The sequence below is a fragment of the Dyadobacter luteus genome, from assembly GCF_003383615.1.
GTDB classification, from domain to species: domain Bacteria; phylum Bacteroidota; class Bacteroidia; order Cytophagales; family Spirosomataceae; genus Dyadobacter; species Dyadobacter luteus.
On record NZ_QNUL01000007.1, the window covers coordinates 200,303 to 217,269 of the forward strand.

The following is a 16,967-nucleotide window of genomic DNA, read 5'->3' on the forward strand; positions in this document are numbered from 1 at the left end:
CTTATTCCGTTAAATTATAAAATCACAACACCATGGAACTTGAAAAACTGCGTTACCCTATCGGCCAGTTTACGGCTCAGGATAGCTACTCACCTGCTGAAAATAAAACCAACATTCAGATCATCAGTGCGCTCCCATCCAAGTTTATCAACTTACTGGGAAGCTGGAACGATGAAAAACTAAATACGCCTTACAGGCCAAATGGCTGGACAGTCAGGCAGGTTGTTCATCATGTCGCGGACAGCCACATCAATGCGTACACCAGGACACGGCTTGCGCTTACGGAGGACAATCCAACTATTAAACCTTACGACGAAACTGCATGGGCTGAATTGCCAGACGCGAAAACAGCACAGGTAGAATTGTCGCTTCAACTGATACGCTATGTGCATCTTCGGTGGGTATTGCTTCTCAACTCGATGAATGACGCGGATCTGGCAAGAACGTATTTCCATCCGGGAAGCCAGGAAACGGTGCGAATGGATACGATGATAGCGCATTATGCATGGCATAGCGAACATCATTATCAACATGCTTTCCAGTTGGGTGCGAGGAACAATTGGCAATAAACTGATGTTTTCACGGCATGGGTATACAAGAAATCATCGTTCTGCTCCTATTCGCCGTTGCAGCAGGATTTATGGGCTGGAAATTTTACAAATCCTTTAATCTCAAAAAAGGAGGAGGTTGCGACAAAGGATGTGGATGTAAATGATAATGGTTAATTGTTAAGGATTAATGGTTAATGTAAACCACTAACCATGATTATCAACTATTAATACTATAGCAAACAGTTAGGAGCAATTGTTTGTAATTATTGTATATCAATAGACATCATTGTAATTGATATCAGCAAATAAAAATGGTTAATTGTTAATATAGATCCCGAATCCGGTCATCATTAACAATTAACCATTTACCATTAACAATTAATCACTGCCTCACAGCGCTCCTTTTTTGATTTCCTCTACTACTGCCGGATCCAGCAAAGTGGACGTATCTCCAAGGTTATTCATCTCTCCCTCCGAAATTTTCCGGAGAATCCTTCTCATAATTTTCCCTGAACGCGTCTTCGGCAATCCTGAAACAAACTGAATTTTGTCCGGCTTGGCAATAGGGCCTATAATGCGTGACACCGTTGCCAGAATATCCTTGCGGAACATTTCTGCATCATCCGGCTTCGACTCCGTAATGATGTAGGCATATATCCCTTGTCCTTTAATATCATGCGGATAACCCACCACAGCAGATTCCACCACACCGAGGTGCATATTAATCGCATTCTCAACTTCGGCAGTTCCAATTCTATGGCCTGACACATTCAATACATCATCCACCCTACCGGTAATGCGGTAGTAGCCATCCTCATCTCTTAAGCAACCATCACCTGTAAAGTACATACCCGGGTAAGTAGAGAAATACGTTTGCTTACAGCGTTCATGATCTCCGTAGGTAGTCCGGATAATACCCGGCCATGGAAACTTGATACACAAATTACCACTCACGCCATTTCCTTCAATCTCCTTACCGTTTTCATCCACCAGTACAGGCTGTATACCAGGTAATGGCAAAGTAGCATATGTCGGCTTTTCCGGTGTAATACCTGCCAGCGGAGATATCATAATACCGCCGGTTTCAGTTTGCCACCATGTATCTACAAGAGGACAATGACTGCCACCAATGTTCTGCTTGAACCATTGCCATGCTTCTTCATTGATTGGCTCTCCTACCGATCCCAGTTTGGTAAGCGAGGACAAATCATGATCCTTTACGAAATGTAGCCCAAAGCTCATCAGCGAACGAATTGCAGTTGGAGCAGTATAAAGAATATTCACTTTATGCTTCGCAACGATCTGCCATAAACGTCCTGCATCGGGGTAAGTCGGTACACCTTCAAAAACGACAGATGTCGCTCCGTAACAAAGCGGTCCGTAAACGATATAGCTGTGCCCGGTAATCCAGCCGATATCTGCTGTACAGAAATGGATCTCTCCCGGTTCGTACTGGAATACATTGGCAAATGTATAAGTAGCGAAAATCATATAACCGCCACACGTATGCACCACACCTTTAGGTTTTCCGGTAGAACCCGATGTATATAAAATGAAGAGCGTGTCCTCTGCATCCATGGGTTCCGCAGGGCATATCGAATCGACATGTTTTACTTCTTCCTCCCACCACAAATCACGGCCTTTCAGCATGGATACAGGAGTCCTTGTTCGTGTCATGACGATCACACTTTTTACCGTTGAGCACTGATCAAGGGCAGTATCAACAGTTTCCTTCATCGGGATCACCTTATTTCCACGGAAAGCACCGTCCGAGGTGATTACCATAGTACAGGCCGAATCATTGATCCGGTCGGCTATAGATTTGGCAGAAAACCCTCCGAAAACAACAGAATGAACGGCACCGATACGGGCACATGCCAATACTGCTACCGTAAGCTCGGGCACCATTGGCAGATATATACAAACACGGTCGCCTTTTTTGACACCATGCTTTTTTAGTACGTTAGCAAATCTGCAGACACGGTCATGCAGCACGCGATAAGTAATACTTACAGCTTCATCATCCGGGTCATTAGGCTCCCAGATCAAAGCTACCTGATCTCCTCTTTCTTCAAGATGGCGATCCAATGCATTTTCTGTGATGTTCATTTCGCCACCTTCGTACCACTTCACATTAGCTTCATTGAAATCCCAGCTCAATACTTTCTTCCAGGGTTTGCGCCATTTGAATTGCTGACCAATTTCAGCCCAAAAACCTTCGGGATCATCTACACTCTGCTGATAGGCTGTCTGGTATTCTTCAAAGGTCTTTATTCTCATGATCAATACAGGTTAACATAGCGAAATAGGATAATAACCGTCAATTTATAATTTTCATTTGGTTAGTCCTACTCAATCAGGAACAGAAATTATTGTTCATTCTGAGAAAAAATAACACTTAAATCAGAATCAACTGATAATCATTTAGAAAAACATGAAAATTTATAATTTTTACAATACGAAACATTACTTACTAAATACAATTGACAGAAATTTCTGTACTTTCGAATGAATATCCGTCTGCATAAATAGCTTCATGAACTCCGAAATTCCTCCACTTTCTACCCATCTTAACAACGGCTTAACCGAGACCGAACTGGCATTTATTGAAGTGCATCAGCACGACGATATCACTCAGCTTCTTCTCTCTGCAGCAAGGTTTAAAAATGTGGATGTTAAAAAGCTTGCAGGCCAGATTCATGCAAGACAAAAAGCTACCAAAAAACTTCCAGAGTGGGTGGCCGAGCCAAAAATCTGGTTTCCTCCTGCTCTTTCTGTAGAACAAAGCTCTTCGGAAGCTACCGCACGTTTCAAAGCGAGTCTGGTATCGGGCAAATCGTTAATTGATACCACAGGAGGTATGGGAATTGATGTATTTTACATGAGCCGGAAGTTTGAGTCAGCCATGTATTTTGAACTACAAAAAGAGGTAGCAGATGCAGCTGTTTTCAATTTTGGTTTATTCAACTGTAAGAATATTACAGTCAGGAATACCGATTCTGTGGGAGCCATCGCTTCTGAAAAGCTCAAAGCAGACTGGATCTTTTCGGATCCCGCGCGAAGGGATAGTAACAAAGACAAGGTAGTAAAACTTTCTGATTGTGCTCCTGATATACCGGCCCATCTTGACCTGTTGCTGGAAGCAGCTCCGGATATACTGATTAAAACATCCCCATTACTGGATATTGATCTGGCTGTAAAAGAGTTAAAGTATGTAAAGGCGGTGTACATTATCGGATACGATCAGGAATGTAAGGAACTTTTATTTCACCTTCGCCGTGAGGCGGTCGAAGTGGATTTCGAGTTGAAACCACGTGTTTTAAATCACAATGGTGATGTAACATCCTCACTGGACTTTACGAAATCAGAAGAGCAGAATGCATTGGTGACTTACAGTAATCCGCTCGGTTATCTCTACGAACCTCATGCCGCTGTATTAAAGTCGGGCGCATTTAAGACTGTAGCTACAAAACTTGAGGCTTATAAACTGGCTCCAAGCAGTCACCTGTATACTTCAGAAAATAGCATTGAACACTTCCCCGGCCGCACATTTGAGGTCATCGGGTACTGTAAACCTGACGGTGGAGATATCCGGAAATTGATCGGACAAGACAAGGCAAATCTGACAATCAGAAATTTTCCTGCAAAAATTCAAGACCTGAGAAAAAAATGGCGTCTCAACGAAGGTGGCGACATTTATCTATTCGCAACTACACTTTCCGATAATAAAAAAGTTGTAGTAGCCTGCAGAAAACCAGCCACGTTATAATCATCTCAACGCCGGTTCAAACGGTCTTAACTTCTTGGTAAAAGAAAACTATGAAATCAAACATTGCCTCCGCAGCTGTTGCCTTATTTGCTATGCTTTCTATATCGGCATCGGCTCAAAGCGTATTTCCGGGAAAAGAAACAATTGATAAAAAAGAGTTTTCAGGTCTTACACTAAGTCAGGGAATACAGGATAAGTACCTGAGCAACTATTGGGAAACTTATCTGGCTAAGTATGGAAAAGTAAAAGGTAAAAAGGGGAATTACAGTATTGAAAAAGCAGGCATCACAAATATTTCTCCGAACGCTGTTCAGGTTACCAGCCAGGTAGCATCGGTAAACAAAACGCTTTCGAAGGTATTTATCGCACTGAATGTCGACGGCTCTTATGTAACAAGTGAAAATGAACAGTCGTACAAAGCCGCAGAGCAATTGCTTAAAGATTTCTCGGATTACGCTGCCGCAAGCGAGCAGGTACGATTGGCCGATGAAGTGTTCACTACATCTGAAAAAAGTCATCAGAAACTGCAAAAGCAGATTGAAGATACCACCAAGGATATCGACAAAACTGAAAAAAAACTGGTTGAGCTAAGAGCAGAACTGGAAAAAGGTAAAACAGACTCACAAACTTCACTGGCCGATTTACAGAATAAACAAAAGGCACTGGAAGCTGCCAAAGTTAAAGTTCCTTCTCTGAAATAGCCTCAGAAAAAATAATCCCCGGATGAGCAAACGTCCGGGGATTTGTGTATTTACGAAAGTAATGTTTTCTGATATTCAGCTTCTGAAAATCCAAGCAACACTGCTTTTCCAGATTCATCTTCTATCAGAGGTCTTTTGATTACCGAGGTTTTATCAGTCATTAGTACTACTGCTGAATCAATATTGTTTACAGCTGCTTTTTCTTCATCTGTCAAAGCCTTCCACGTAGTACCTGCTTTGTTTACCAACTTCTCCCAGGGGAATACCTCCGACCAGGTTTTCAGTTTATCCTCCGTAATCCCTTTCTTTTTATAATCATGAAAAGTATATGGTATTTTGTTCTCGTCTAGCCAGGTACGCGCTTTTTTTACAGTATTACAATTGGGAATCCCATATACAGTCAACATACTATCAATTACTTTTAAATTCGAAATTATACCTCTGTACCTCCGTCAACTGCAAGCTGATCGGAATTATGCATTTTTTCATCGTCAAGCTCCCCTTCCCAACGTGCCACCACAGCTGTAGCCAGGCAGTTTCCTGCCACATTCACAGTGGTTCGTGCCATATCCATCAGCTCGTCGATACCCATAATCAGCAACACGGGCCATTCAGGCATTCCGAAGTTTGCAATAGCACCCAGCAAAATTACAAGCGTCGCCCTTGGTATACCCGCTACACCTTTACTGGTTAACATCAAAAGAAATACCATGGTGATCTGCTGACCGATAGACATTTCTGTACCAGTTGCCTGTGCCACAAAAACCGTTGCCAACGCAAGGTAAAGTGTAGAACCATCCAGATTAAAACTATAGCCTGTTGGCATTACAAAGGCTACAATCTGACGGGGTACACCAAACTTCTCCATTTTCTCCATGGCTTTGGGTAACGCGGCCTCCGAACTGGTGGTAGCAAATGCAATAGATAATGGTTCGAATATATTTTTAGCAAGTTTGATAACCGGAATACGGGCAATAAGCGCGACAGGTACAAACACAACCAATACAAATACAACCAGCGCGCAATACAAGGTTGCCAGTAGTAACGCCAGATTTTTAAGTACATCAATACCCATGTGACCAACCGTTTCCGCAATCGCAGCCCCTACCCCGATCGGAGCGAAAAGCATGATAATTTTGGTAAACTTGAACATCACTTCGGCAAGCAGTTCTACGCCGGCAACAAACTTTTCTTTCTTAACGGCAGGTAGCATCGCAAGACTGACACCAAACAAAACACTGAAAACAACGATCTGCAACACTTCGCCATGGTAGATAGACTTCGCCATGTTCTCAGGAAATGAGTGAACGATAATGTCCTGCCAGGTTTGTTGCTTCACTTCAGGAAGCGTCGCATTCAGCGAAGCTGGTGGAATAATTCCTTCACCCGGCTTAAACCAGTTTGCAAAAACAAGTCCGATCAACAGCGCGAAAGTGGTGACAACTTCAAAATAAACCAGAGACTTCCATCCCATACGTCCTACCTGTTTCAGGTCGGAGTGACCTGCTATCCCAGTAACCAGCGTAGCAAATAGCAACGGCGCGATCACCGTCTTAATCATTTGCAGAAATATCTGTCTTAGAAAATGAAGATTGGTCCCCATTTCCGGAAAATCATAACCAATTTCTGTTCCAACCAGCATTGAGATCAGAATAGAGGTGGTTAGATTTCTTTTGATAAATGCGAATACGAGCAGCCCCGCCAATGCAAGCCAACGTAACACAAGCAGGACCTCGTCCTGTATGGAAACGATATTGTAAGCATTCAGAACGGTGGCAATGGCAGCAACACTAATGAGGGCTATATTAACAATGGTAATTTTGCTCTTCATACAGAAAATTTGGTGTAGGATATGCGATATAAAAGGTAAACATAGGGAAAATCATTTTAACGAACACTGCACGCCCGACCGCAATTCACACGAATTACAAAATAATACAAAAGCATATCCCAATTTTTCTACCACCTTGTATTATTTATCTCATAATCAACCAAACAAAGAATCGTTTTAGAGCATTACCGATGGTCGGAGTAACACCTGAGGATATTTCAACTTACCCCTGCATGGCATGGTATTTGAACTGCTTCGTATAGTGGTGTTAAATATTTGTTATTTTTATAAAAAACAGGATTTATCATCATTTGTTGGATTTAACTTACCAGGATAATATCTAAATACTATTTCTGAATTTAACCACTTTCCACATGAATCGAATCCTCATTCCTGTTGACTTCTCTGAAAATGCCGACCGCGCTCTTGCAGCAGCCAAGATTATTGCAGACAAAGAAACAACTTCATTGCTGATACTTCATGCCTATCAGCCTTACATAGCTGATACCACGACTTTGCAAGGTAATGTATTGCCGGGAGTAGGCTCCCCTGATTTCTATTCTGTGACGGCTGAGCTTGAACACGAATTTGAGAACCGGCTTAACGAATATGCACAAACTTTGAAAGATGAAGGATATCTGGCCAGTACAATATGGGCTGTGGGTGGCGTTCAATCGGCGGTTGAAGAAGCGGTAAAGGAACATAATCCGGACCTGATCATCATGGGGCGTACCGGAACAGGGGGCTTTCTGGATAAACTGATCGGTAGTTCTGCTACAAGCATAGCACTACATTCGCCTTGCCCTGTCATGATTATTCCGCCTCAGGTGACACCGAAAAAATTCAGCCGTGTGGTATATGCGACACAATTTGAATATGAAGAAAGAGACATATTAAGGGAAGTATTTGTGCTGATGAACCACCTGGGTGCAAAACTACAATTACTCAAAGTGAGCGCCGACACACAGCCGGATATACAGCCCGACAATCAATTTATCAGTGAAATTAAAAGTGAATTCACGATAGCAAATGAAGATATTGTAATCCGGAAGGCGAGATATGTAATCGACGGAATTGAACAATACTGTGATGAAGTACAGGCCGACCTGTTGATTATGTCCTCGCGCGAGCGTTCCTTTATTGAAGAATTTCTGATCAATCCGAGTGTGACTAAAAAACTGGTGATTGATACACATGTTCCGTTACTGGTATTTCATCTTAAGTAAAGTATACCTTGAATACATCTGACACCACAAACCTCGTACCTAAAAAAGGAGAGAAACCTCCCAAAACCAAGCGTTACAAGCGGCACAATCTGCTTACATCGCCTGGAACACTTGTGTACATAGGTCCCGAAACTGAGTTAAAAACAAGGATAAAAAAGATTCAGTACAATGAAAAAGTATTTTCGGAGAGTGTTGTCAAGTCATTAATTGAATGTGTACCCGGAGAGCGATCAGAAGGGTTAATCACCTGGCTCAATGTAGATGGTATCCATCAAACATCTCTGATTGAAAAGCTAGGTACACTATATGAGCTGCATCCGCTTTTATTGGAAGATGTCGTTAATACAGAGCACAAACCTAAAATTGAGCTGTACGACAGCGGTCATCTTTTTGTCACACTTAAAATGCTCCATATTGACAGTGAACTGCCGCTTTCGATCAGTGCTGAGCATGTCAGTTTTGTTCTCGGACATAATTATCTGATCTCATTTCAGGAAGAGTTAAGCGACGACATATTTACCTCCGTGCTGGCCAGGTTAAAAGCGTCTGTAGGCAAAACCCGTAAAAACGGAGCGGATTACCTGATGTTTGCTTTGATGGATGTAGTCATTGACAACTACTTCATTATTCTTGAAAAGCTGGGTGATCAGCTTGACCTGGCTGAAGATCAGGTTATAAGAGGATCTAAACATTTTACGCTGGCAGATTTATATGCCTTAAAACGTGAGATAACACTCGTGCGCAGGTTTATCTGGCCGGTTCGGGATATTATCAATCAACTGATCAGGGAAGACAACCCTCTGGTTAGTAAAAAGTCAGTACCGTATTACCGCGACTTGTACGATCATGTCGTGCAAATGATTGACACCATTGATTCTTACCGAGAATTGCTGGCCAGCTTGGCGGACGTTCATTTGTCCACCATGAGTAACAGGATGAATGCGGTGATGAAAACGCTGACTATTTTTTCAGCCATCTTCATGCCGCTGACTTTCATTGTAGGTGTATACGGAATGAACTTTGATAATATGCCCGAGTTGCACTTCCACTACGGTTATTTTTATACCTGGGCGCTCATGCTGTTGGTTACTGTAGGAATGGTATTCTATTTCAAGTGGAGGCGATGGTTCTGATTCAAATGTTGAAACAAAAAACAAAAGTGCTTCAGGATCGCTCCCGAAGCACTTTTAATATGCAATCGATTTGAGATTACTATGACAACTGAGCTGCTGCCGCTTCATCAACGAACCAGTGTAATTCTCCGTTTACTGGCTTGATAATCTGAGAAGGGAATTTATCCAGATTCTGATCACCTTCCAATACACTTTTCAAAGTCTCAGCTTTACCGGCTCCCGTTGCCATAAATGCCACATATTTCGCAGCATTGACTACAGGAGCAGTTAGCGTGATGCGATACATATCCTGCGCCTGAAGAAAGAAAGCAGATGTCCATGCTTCGCTTTCATGCACCACTTCCGTTCCCGGAAACAGCGATAAGGTATGTCCATCGTCTCCCATGCCCAGCAATACAAAATCAAAAGTGGATTCACCGTCTTTGAAATATGATTTCAACACTTTTTCATAAGCCGCTGCAGATTCTTCGGGAGATACATCCGTACGCATAATATGGATATTCTCAGCAGGAACGTTTACCTTATTCAAAAGCTGATCGTAGCACATTTTGGCATTATTTCTTTCATCCTCGAAAGGAACTGCCCTTTCATCTCCCCAAAAGAAATGAACTTTCTCCCAGGGAATGTTCTCGCTGTAAGGAGACTCAGAAAGCAATGCATAAAGTGCCTTGGGCGTACTTCCTCCCGACAAAACGAAAGTAAACCGATCCTGCTTGCCAAGGGTAGCATCAATCAATGTGACAATCCTATCCGCAAGGTCTTTACTCAGGTCAGCTGTATTTTTTGATACGTGAATTTCCATAGACTCAATCGTGTGGTGGAAAATTAATCCATGTATGTCCGTCACGGGCGATCAACGCATCCGCTTCGTCTGGCCCCCATGAATCCGGAACATAGTTCGGGAAGTTGGATGGACGACGGTTTTCCCATGTTTCAAGGATTGGCATAATTACCTTCCAGGCAGCATCCACCTGGTCGCCACGCATAAACAATGTCGCATCGCCTTCCATCACATCCAGCAGTAACGTTTCATAAGCCTCAGGCAAATGTTCGCCTGGAACGCCATAATCAAACGTCATATCCACAGGATCCAGGTTCATAGTCTGTCCCGGACGTTTTGTCTGGAAACGGATACTGATATCCATATTAGGCTGAATACTGATTGTCAACCTGTTGGATCTCCACGTTTCAGCAGATTCCGACGGGAACGCATAGTGAGGTGCAGGCTTGAACTGCAACGTGATATGTGTTGTCTTTTCATTTAAGAACTTACCCGTTCTCACATAAAAAGGTACTCCCTGCCATCTCCAGTTATCAATATAAAACTTGGCCGCTGCAAATGTCTCTACATTTGACTCAGGATTCACTCCCTCCTCTTCTCTGTAGCCTACAACTTGCTGCCCTTTTTTCCAACCTTTAGAATATTGTCCGCGTACTGCATAGTCGTGTACCTGATCCTTGGAAATTCTACGGATTGCATTCAATACATCCACTTTTTTGTTACGTACCTCATTAGCATCAAAAGATACCGGTGGCTCCATCGCAACCATACAAAGGATCTGAAGAATATGGTTCTGAACCATATCTCTTAATGCGCCCGAACGCTCAAAATAACCACCACGACCTTCAAGACCTACGCTTTCTGCAGCCGTAATTTGTACATGCTCAATGTAGTTTCTGTTCCACAATGGCTCGAACAGCGCATTTGCAAAGCGTAGTGCCAATATATTCTGAACTGTTTCTTTACCCAGGTAGTGGTCAATTCGAAAAATCTGTTCTTCGGTAAACATACCTGCAAGCAGCTCATTCAGTTCATGCGCGCTTTTCAGGTCATGCCCGAATGGTTTTTCAACTACAATACGCGTACTGCTTTTGTCTGAGCAAATCTTCAATGCGCCAAGTTTTTCAGCAATAGAAGGTACAAGCTGAGGTGCTACAGCAAGGTAAAAGATTACGTTAGGATGCACTCCCCATTCTTCTTCCTTTTCCTTCACAACATCAGTAATCTTGTGATAGGCCGCCGCATCGTCTCCATCCATTTGCAGATAGGAAACATGCTGAGCGAAATCAGCCCAGTGTTCATTTTCCTGATCTTTCCTTCTGGAGAATTTACTTACCCCGTCGAGCAAATGCGTGTGATACGCCTCGTTGGAATAAGGACTTCTGCCAATACCCGCAATAGCAAATTGCTCGGGCATCCAGTTGTCCAGAAATAAGTTATATAACGCCGGAGTAAGTTTTCTATAATTCAAGTCCCCGCTTCCTCCGAAAATGAAGATTACCGATGCAGGGGGACGCTTATTTGTTTGCATAAAATTCAAAATTTAGTTTTGGCCCCATTCTGTGTGAAAAGTACCGGGGATATCAATACGCTGATAAGTATGTGCTCCGAAGAAGTCACGTTGTGCCTGGATCAGGTTTGTTGACATACGCTCGCTTCTGAAAGCATCAAAGTAGGCAAGAGACGACATCAGTGCGCCCGCTGCAATACCTTCGCTTGCAGCAAGTGCCACTACAGCTCTTGTATTTTTCAATGTCGATTTAACAATCTTAGCTACCTCTCCGCTCAACAGAATGTTGGACAAATGCTTATTCTCTGCGTATGCTTTGGTAAATACCTCCAATAACGAAGAACGGATAATACAGCCACCTCTCCACACGCTTACTACTTTCGGAAGTGGAATATCCATAGCTAATTCTTTGGAAGCCTGGAACAACATCGCCAATCCCTGTGCGTAGCTTAATATAGTAGCAAAATAAAGCGCATCATGTACCATGGCAATCAGTTCTTCCTGCGAAGGAGCCTCTCCCTGAGTTTCGTCTGCATATAGCGAAGAAGCCTGCACGCGCTCATCTTTGTAACCTGACAATGTACGCATTGCCACGGCAGTATCAATCACAGGAACGGCTACCGGAAGCTCCATAGAATCCTGAGACGTCCATTTTCCTGTACCTTTTGAACCTGCTTTATCTGATATCACATCCACAAGATGTGCGTCTGTTTTATCGTCTTTCTGAGCGAAAATATCAGCTGTAATTTCAACCAGGAACGACTGTAATAAGCCTTCATTCCAGGATTTAAAAGTTTCATGCAACTGCTCGTTAGTCAGTCCGCCTTTTTTCAGGATTACATACGACTCGCTGATCAGCTGCATAATTGCATACTCAATTCCGTTGTGTACCATCTTCACGTAGTGACCTGCACCACCTTTACCCAGATAGTCCACACAAGGAACGCCGCCCACCTTTGCAGCGATAGATTCAAGGATAGGTTTCACATGCTCGTAAGCAGCTTCATTCCCTCCCGGCATCATACTCGGACCCGTTCTGGCTCCTTTTTCACCACCGGAAACACCCATTCCCATGAAATTGATACCTGTTTCTTTCAGATATTCTACTCTTCTAAGCGTATCTGTATAATGTGAGTTTCCTCCGTCAATCACCACATCGCCTTTATCCAGCAAGGGAATCAGAGAAGCTATCACATCATCTACGGGCTTACCTGCAGGTACAAGCATCATGAGTTTTCGCGGAGTTTTCAATCCCTGCACCATTTCTGCAAGATCAGGCACACCTTTTACAGTTGTACCTTCGGTAGCTGAATCCTCTAATGCTGTTGTCTTCGCATTATCCTTATCAAAACCGATAACGGAAAAACCATGATCAGCGACATTGAGTAATAGATTTCTGCCCATTACCCCAAGTCCGATCATCCCAAAATCGAATAAGTTATCTGCCATAAATTATTTCAGTAAAGTAAAATTAGGTGCAATACCAGGTTCTAAAAAAAGCAATTCCTGCCATTCTCATACTGACAATTTCGAATTACAACCTATGAACATAAAAAAGCCGCATCTGTGTTCAGAAGCGGCACATTAAATAAGACAAGGTAAAATTCTCACTGTTTTATTCGTCTGACAATCAATAAAATTTATACTTCAGCCAACCTATTTCGAATACATTTTCATGACATTCGTCATTTCCGGCTATCTGCGGGCAAAGAAACAACACAGCTGGTTAATTTACAAGATATTATTTGCATCATTCGGTGTAAAACCGGCGATACTATCGTTATAATTAACTATAAAAAACATATCCTTATGTAGTATTTCTATAGAATTTATATTACATTTCACATTCATCCAGCTTATCCTGCCGAATTCAGAGCTCTCACTAGCAAAAACATAATACGCTGATTGATTGTAAGATCCGATAAATTTTAGAAAATTTACTGACCACCAACCCAAACAATCCCTGAATACTTATGGCAGCACAAAATCCAATAGGCTGGTTCGAAATCTATGTAACGGACATGGACAGAGCCCAAAAATTTTATGAAACTGTATTAGGTGTATCGCTCATTGAATTACCCAATCCTGAAGGAACAACCGGAAAAATGATGGCTTTTCCAGGAGATGAAAACGCTCCGGGCGCGTCGGGATGCCTGGTAAAAGATGAGATGGGCGCACCAAGCGCAAAGGGTACACTGATTTATTTCGTTTGTGAAGACTGTGCTGTTGAGCTTGCACGCGTAGAAGCAGCCGGTGGCAAAGTAATCACACCCAAAATGGATATCGGCGATTTTGGATTTTGTGGTATTGTTTCCGATACAGAAGGCAACTCCATCGGACTACATTCCATGCAATAAACTTTTAATTTCATTTGGTCAGAACGGGAAGACAATTCCTGCTCTGACCAAATGAAAACTAACTGAATTCAATGCTCCTCTCTACACCAATCTCCCTCAGAAACCAGTCATCGTGGGATACCACCAGCAGTGTTCCCCTGTATTCATTGATCGCGTTTGTCAGAATCTCCACATTCTGAATATCCAGATTATTGGTCGGTTCATCCAGAATAATTATTTCGGGAGATTGTTGCTGAATCGTGAGACAACATAACATCAATCTCATTTTTTCGCCGCCACTCAATGCATCACACGGTTTATCCCAATATTCTTTTGGAAACAGGAAACGATTCAGCCTGATCTTCACTTCGTGCTCTTGCAAGCCCATCTGGTTGAAAGTTTGTGCAATTTCAAAAATAGAAATGGAACCACGTATCAAAGAATAATCCTGATCAATATACAAGGCATGACCAAAGTTGGTAATCATATTTCCCCTAACCGGCTCACTCTGCCCTAAAATCAGCTGTATCAACGTTGATTTCCCTGAACCATTCGCACCACGCAGTACAATCCTTTCACCGCTGACAATCTGAAATGAGAGCGGTTGGCCCCAAAGCATTTTGCCTGCATAGCCAAAATTGACTTCTTCAGCCGTGATCAGAATTTTGCCCTGATGCAACCTGGAATGGTCGAAATCAATCTTCATTTTATCATGTGCGGTAACAGCACTCCGTAAGTCGCTCAATTCCCTGGCGATGCCACCAACCTTTTCAGCATGCAGGTCCTTCTGCTTTGCAGTACTGTTTTCCGCACTGTTTTTAAAGGTATTCATCATGATTTTCGGCAATCCGGCTTTTTCCTGTTTTTTTCGTCCCCGTGCATCCAGTTTTTGCTGCCGCTCTGCCGTCTCTCTTTCCGCTTCCTTTGCTTTCCGCAGTGCTTTTTCCTTACTCTTTAAATCCTCCTGTAAAGCGTTAGCTTCTATCTCTTTTTGTTCCAGATAGAATTCATAATTACCGCCATACAAAGTAATACCCTGCTTTTTCAGGACTGCAATCATATCAAAATGATTGAGTAGTTCACGATCATGGCTCACAAGCAGAATAGCACCTTGCCAGGAATCCAAGAAGTCGAAAAGAAGTTGCTTTCCGGCTCTGTCGAGGTGGTTGCCCGGCTCGTCCAGCAATACCAGATCAGGTTGGTGAATAGAGATTCCTGCCAGAAAAACCTTAGTCTTCTGGCCACCACTGAGCTCAGCCATGGGTTGATCCAAACTCAGCTCATCCAATTGCCAGCTTTCCAATGCCTGCGCACATTTCTCCTCGATCATCCAGTCATCATCCAACGCGTTCATATTTTCTTCGCTCGCATCTCCCGCGAGAATTGCATGCAATGCATTCAGTTTTGTATTCACTTTTAACGCGTCACCAACGGTGAGTGAATCGTATTGACCGAAATGCTGAGGAACATAATACGGGGCAGAATCCATATGAACGGAACCGCCGGATGGAGTGAGTTGACCTGCAATAATTTTCAGTAAGGTTGATTTCCCCGTTCCGTTGTTGCCGATCAATGCAACCTTATTGTGATCCGATATACTCAGATCGATGTTTTCAAACAATAAATCTTTATTGGAATGTATATATGTAAGATGCTGAAGAATTAACATAATTCCTTTCGTTTTTAGACGTGAATAATGGCAGCCGAACCGTCGCCGGCTTCATGCTGCTTGTCTTTAACCAGAAAGAAATTTGATCTTACACTATGGGCACTATTGATTTTGCGGTTACAAAGTTACTAAAATTTCCTTAATTTGAGCTGGCAGTTAGCAATGAGCTGTTAGCTTCTGGCCAATCATTCGAACCATTAACAGACTATTACGTGATTTAACTTCCTAAACTTACTTCTCAATGGCATTTTCAAAGATCAGCACCGACAGAAAGTAGGTACATACGCAGTAGATTCTGCTCTGCTCAGAATTTATCATAAAAATCTCGCACCTGTTTTTCATATAATTGGCTGTATAACTGACTTGTAAAAGTTCCGACATCATGGTAACTCATCTATATCCCTGCATCTGGTTCGACAACAACGCAAAGGAAGCTGTCGCTTTTTATCAGTCTGTTTTCAGAAATACCGAATTGCTTCATGAAACGCCGGTTGTGAGCACTTTGGCTATTGAGGGTACCAAGTTCATGTTTATGAATGGCGGAAATCATTACCAACCCGGACCAGCCGTTTCCTATTTCGTGTACTGTGGCAGCGATGAAGAAATTGAAAGATTGTACAAAGCTTTGTCTGAAGACGGCACGATCATGATGCCTTTGGGCAAATACGAATGGACGTCTAAATATGCGTTCATCAGCGATCGCTTTGGTGTAGCCTGGCAGCTGGATATTGACCCGATCAATTCCTACCAGAAGATCGTACCTACTTTGCTATTTGCCAATGAAAAAATGTTGCAGATCAAAAACGCAATCAATTTCTATTCATCCGTCTTTCCTAAGCCAAGGCTGTTATTGGAAGCTCCCTATCCGCAGGACAGCAATTTACCTGAACATACCGTTCTGTTTGCCCAGTTCAAACTCAACGATTTTATATTTAACGCGACGAGCAATGACAGAGGTGATGCCTTCGACTTCACACGCGGCAACTTTTTCATGATCGAATGCGAAACCCAGAAGGAAATTGACCACTACTGGGATAAACTTGGCGAAAATGGTCACTATGACAGCTGTGGCTGGCTGGCAGATCAGTACGGCGTTTCCTGGCGGATTATTCCTGCGATTCTTCCTCAGCTTATGCTTGATCCCGACAAAATGCAACAGGTTACAAATGTGATTCTAAGCTCTCAAAAAATTCAAATCGAAAGGCTGACGGGCATTTGAAACCGGAGATTTTTATAACCGGTTTTCATCTCATTTTTTCTTTGAAAGTCAGGAAACAACCTCATTCTGTTATGTAATAAATGCAGCCTATATGAGTCTTTATTGTTAAAATCGGTTACTTGCCATACCACTTGTTGTTCATTAAATGTACATTGTTCGTTATCAGCCTTATAACTATCCTCATCCCATTTGACAGCTGGCACAAATTGACAAGTTTCATGACCTAAAAATCACATTTCTT

15 protein-coding genes are annotated in these 16,967 nt (G+C 42.6%); 8 read left to right on the top strand and 7 right to left on the bottom strand.

Annotation, left to right across the window (positions count from 1 at the left end; all coding sequences use genetic code 11):
• Positions 1–32 precede the first annotated feature (32 nt).
• Together DSL64_RS11975 and DSL64_RS29410 are read left to right on the top strand one after the other, a co-directional pair.
• Positions 33–569 carry a YfiT family bacillithiol transferase gene (locus DSL64_RS11975; RefSeq protein ID WP_115831125.1) on the top strand — a complete coding sequence of 179 codons (537 nt, stop codon included), beginning with the start codon at positions 33–35 and terminating at the stop codon, positions 567–569.
• Between the two features lie 17 nt (positions 570–586).
• A complete protein-coding gene (locus DSL64_RS29410; RefSeq protein WP_115831126.1) occupies positions 587–715 on the top strand; it encodes a FeoB-associated Cys-rich membrane protein in 129 nt (42 codons plus the stop codon).
• 226 nt (positions 716–941) lie between these two features.
• On the opposite strand, the gene acs is transcribed toward DSL64_RS29410, so the two are convergent.
• Entirely contained in the window at positions 942–2,831 is a 1,890-nt protein-coding gene (acs, locus tag DSL64_RS11985; RefSeq protein ID WP_115831127.1) for an acetate--CoA ligase, read from the bottom strand.
• Between the two features lie 256 nt (positions 2,832–3,087).
• On the opposite strand from acs, the gene DSL64_RS11990 reads away from it, so the two are divergent.
• Together DSL64_RS11990 and DSL64_RS11995 are read left to right on the top strand one after the other, a co-directional pair.
• Positions 3,088–4,320, top strand: coding sequence for a THUMP-like domain-containing protein (locus tag DSL64_RS11990; protein ID WP_115831128.1), 1,233 nt, complete (start codon positions 3,088–3,090; stop codon positions 4,318–4,320).
• A 50-nt stretch (positions 4,321–4,370) separates the two neighbouring features.
• Positions 4,371–5,021 (top strand): hypothetical protein, encoded by a 651-nt coding sequence (locus tag DSL64_RS11995; RefSeq protein WP_115831129.1) that lies wholly within the window; start codon positions 4,371–4,373, stop codon positions 5,019–5,021.
• A gap of 50 nt (positions 5,022–5,071) precedes the next feature.
• On the opposite strand, the gene DSL64_RS12000 is transcribed toward DSL64_RS11995, so the two are convergent.
• Positions 5,072–5,428, bottom strand: a complete 357-nt coding sequence (locus DSL64_RS12000; RefSeq protein WP_115831130.1) for an ArsC family reductase — start codon at positions 5,426–5,428, stop codon at positions 5,072–5,074.
• A 26-nt stretch (positions 5,429–5,454) separates the two neighbouring features.
• Entirely contained in the window at positions 5,455–6,852 is a 1,398-nt protein-coding gene (locus DSL64_RS12005; RefSeq protein ID WP_115831131.1) for a dicarboxylate/amino acid:cation symporter, read from the bottom strand.
• Positions 6,853–7,226: 374 nt separating this feature from the next.
• Between DSL64_RS12005 and DSL64_RS12010 the strand changes: the two genes are divergently transcribed.
• Complete coding sequence (locus DSL64_RS12010; protein WP_115831132.1) at positions 7,227–8,078, top strand: universal stress protein; 852 nt, start codon at positions 7,227–7,229, stop codon at positions 8,076–8,078.
• A gap of 8 nt (positions 8,079–8,086) precedes the next feature.
• Positions 8,087–9,211, top strand: a complete 1,125-nt coding sequence (gene corA, locus DSL64_RS12015) for a magnesium/cobalt transporter CorA (RefSeq protein WP_199539380.1) — start codon at positions 8,087–8,089, stop codon at positions 9,209–9,211.
• A 79-nt stretch (positions 9,212–9,290) separates the two neighbouring features.
• Here the strand turns inward: corA and pgl are convergent, their stop codons facing one another.
• From pgl to gnd, 3 genes are read right to left on the bottom strand one after another with little or no spacing between them, the layout of a single operon-like run.
• Entirely contained in the window at positions 9,291–10,013 is a 723-nt protein-coding gene (gene pgl, locus DSL64_RS12020) for a 6-phosphogluconolactonase (RefSeq protein WP_115831133.1), read from the bottom strand.
• 4 nt (positions 10,014–10,017) lie between these two features.
• Complete coding sequence (zwf, locus tag DSL64_RS12025) at positions 10,018–11,523, bottom strand: glucose-6-phosphate dehydrogenase (RefSeq protein ID WP_115831134.1); 1,506 nt, start codon at positions 11,521–11,523, stop codon at positions 10,018–10,020.
• A gap of 12 nt (positions 11,524–11,535) precedes the next feature.
• The gene (gene gnd / locus DSL64_RS12030) at positions 11,536–12,951 is read right to left on the bottom strand and encodes an NADP-dependent phosphogluconate dehydrogenase (protein ID WP_115831135.1); all 1,416 of its coding nucleotides are present in this window, start codon (positions 12,949–12,951) and stop codon (positions 11,536–11,538) included.
• 524 nt (positions 12,952–13,475) lie between these two features.
• Here gnd and DSL64_RS12035 point away from each other — a divergent pair.
• Positions 13,476–13,859, top strand: coding sequence for a VOC family protein (locus DSL64_RS12035; RefSeq protein WP_115831136.1), 384 nt, complete (start codon positions 13,476–13,478; stop codon positions 13,857–13,859).
• Positions 13,860–13,917: 58 nt separating this feature from the next.
• Here DSL64_RS12035 and abc-f read toward each other — a convergent pair whose 3' ends face one another.
• Positions 13,918–15,507, bottom strand: a complete 1,590-nt coding sequence (abc-f, locus tag DSL64_RS12040; protein ID WP_115831137.1) for a ribosomal protection-like ABC-F family protein — start codon at positions 15,505–15,507, stop codon at positions 13,918–13,920.
• A 382-nt stretch (positions 15,508–15,889) separates the two neighbouring features.
• Between abc-f and DSL64_RS12045 the strand changes: the two genes are divergently transcribed.
• Positions 15,890–16,726, top strand: a complete 837-nt coding sequence (locus DSL64_RS12045) for a VOC family protein (RefSeq protein WP_115831138.1) — start codon at positions 15,890–15,892, stop codon at positions 16,724–16,726.
• Positions 16,727–16,967 lie beyond the last annotated feature (241 nt).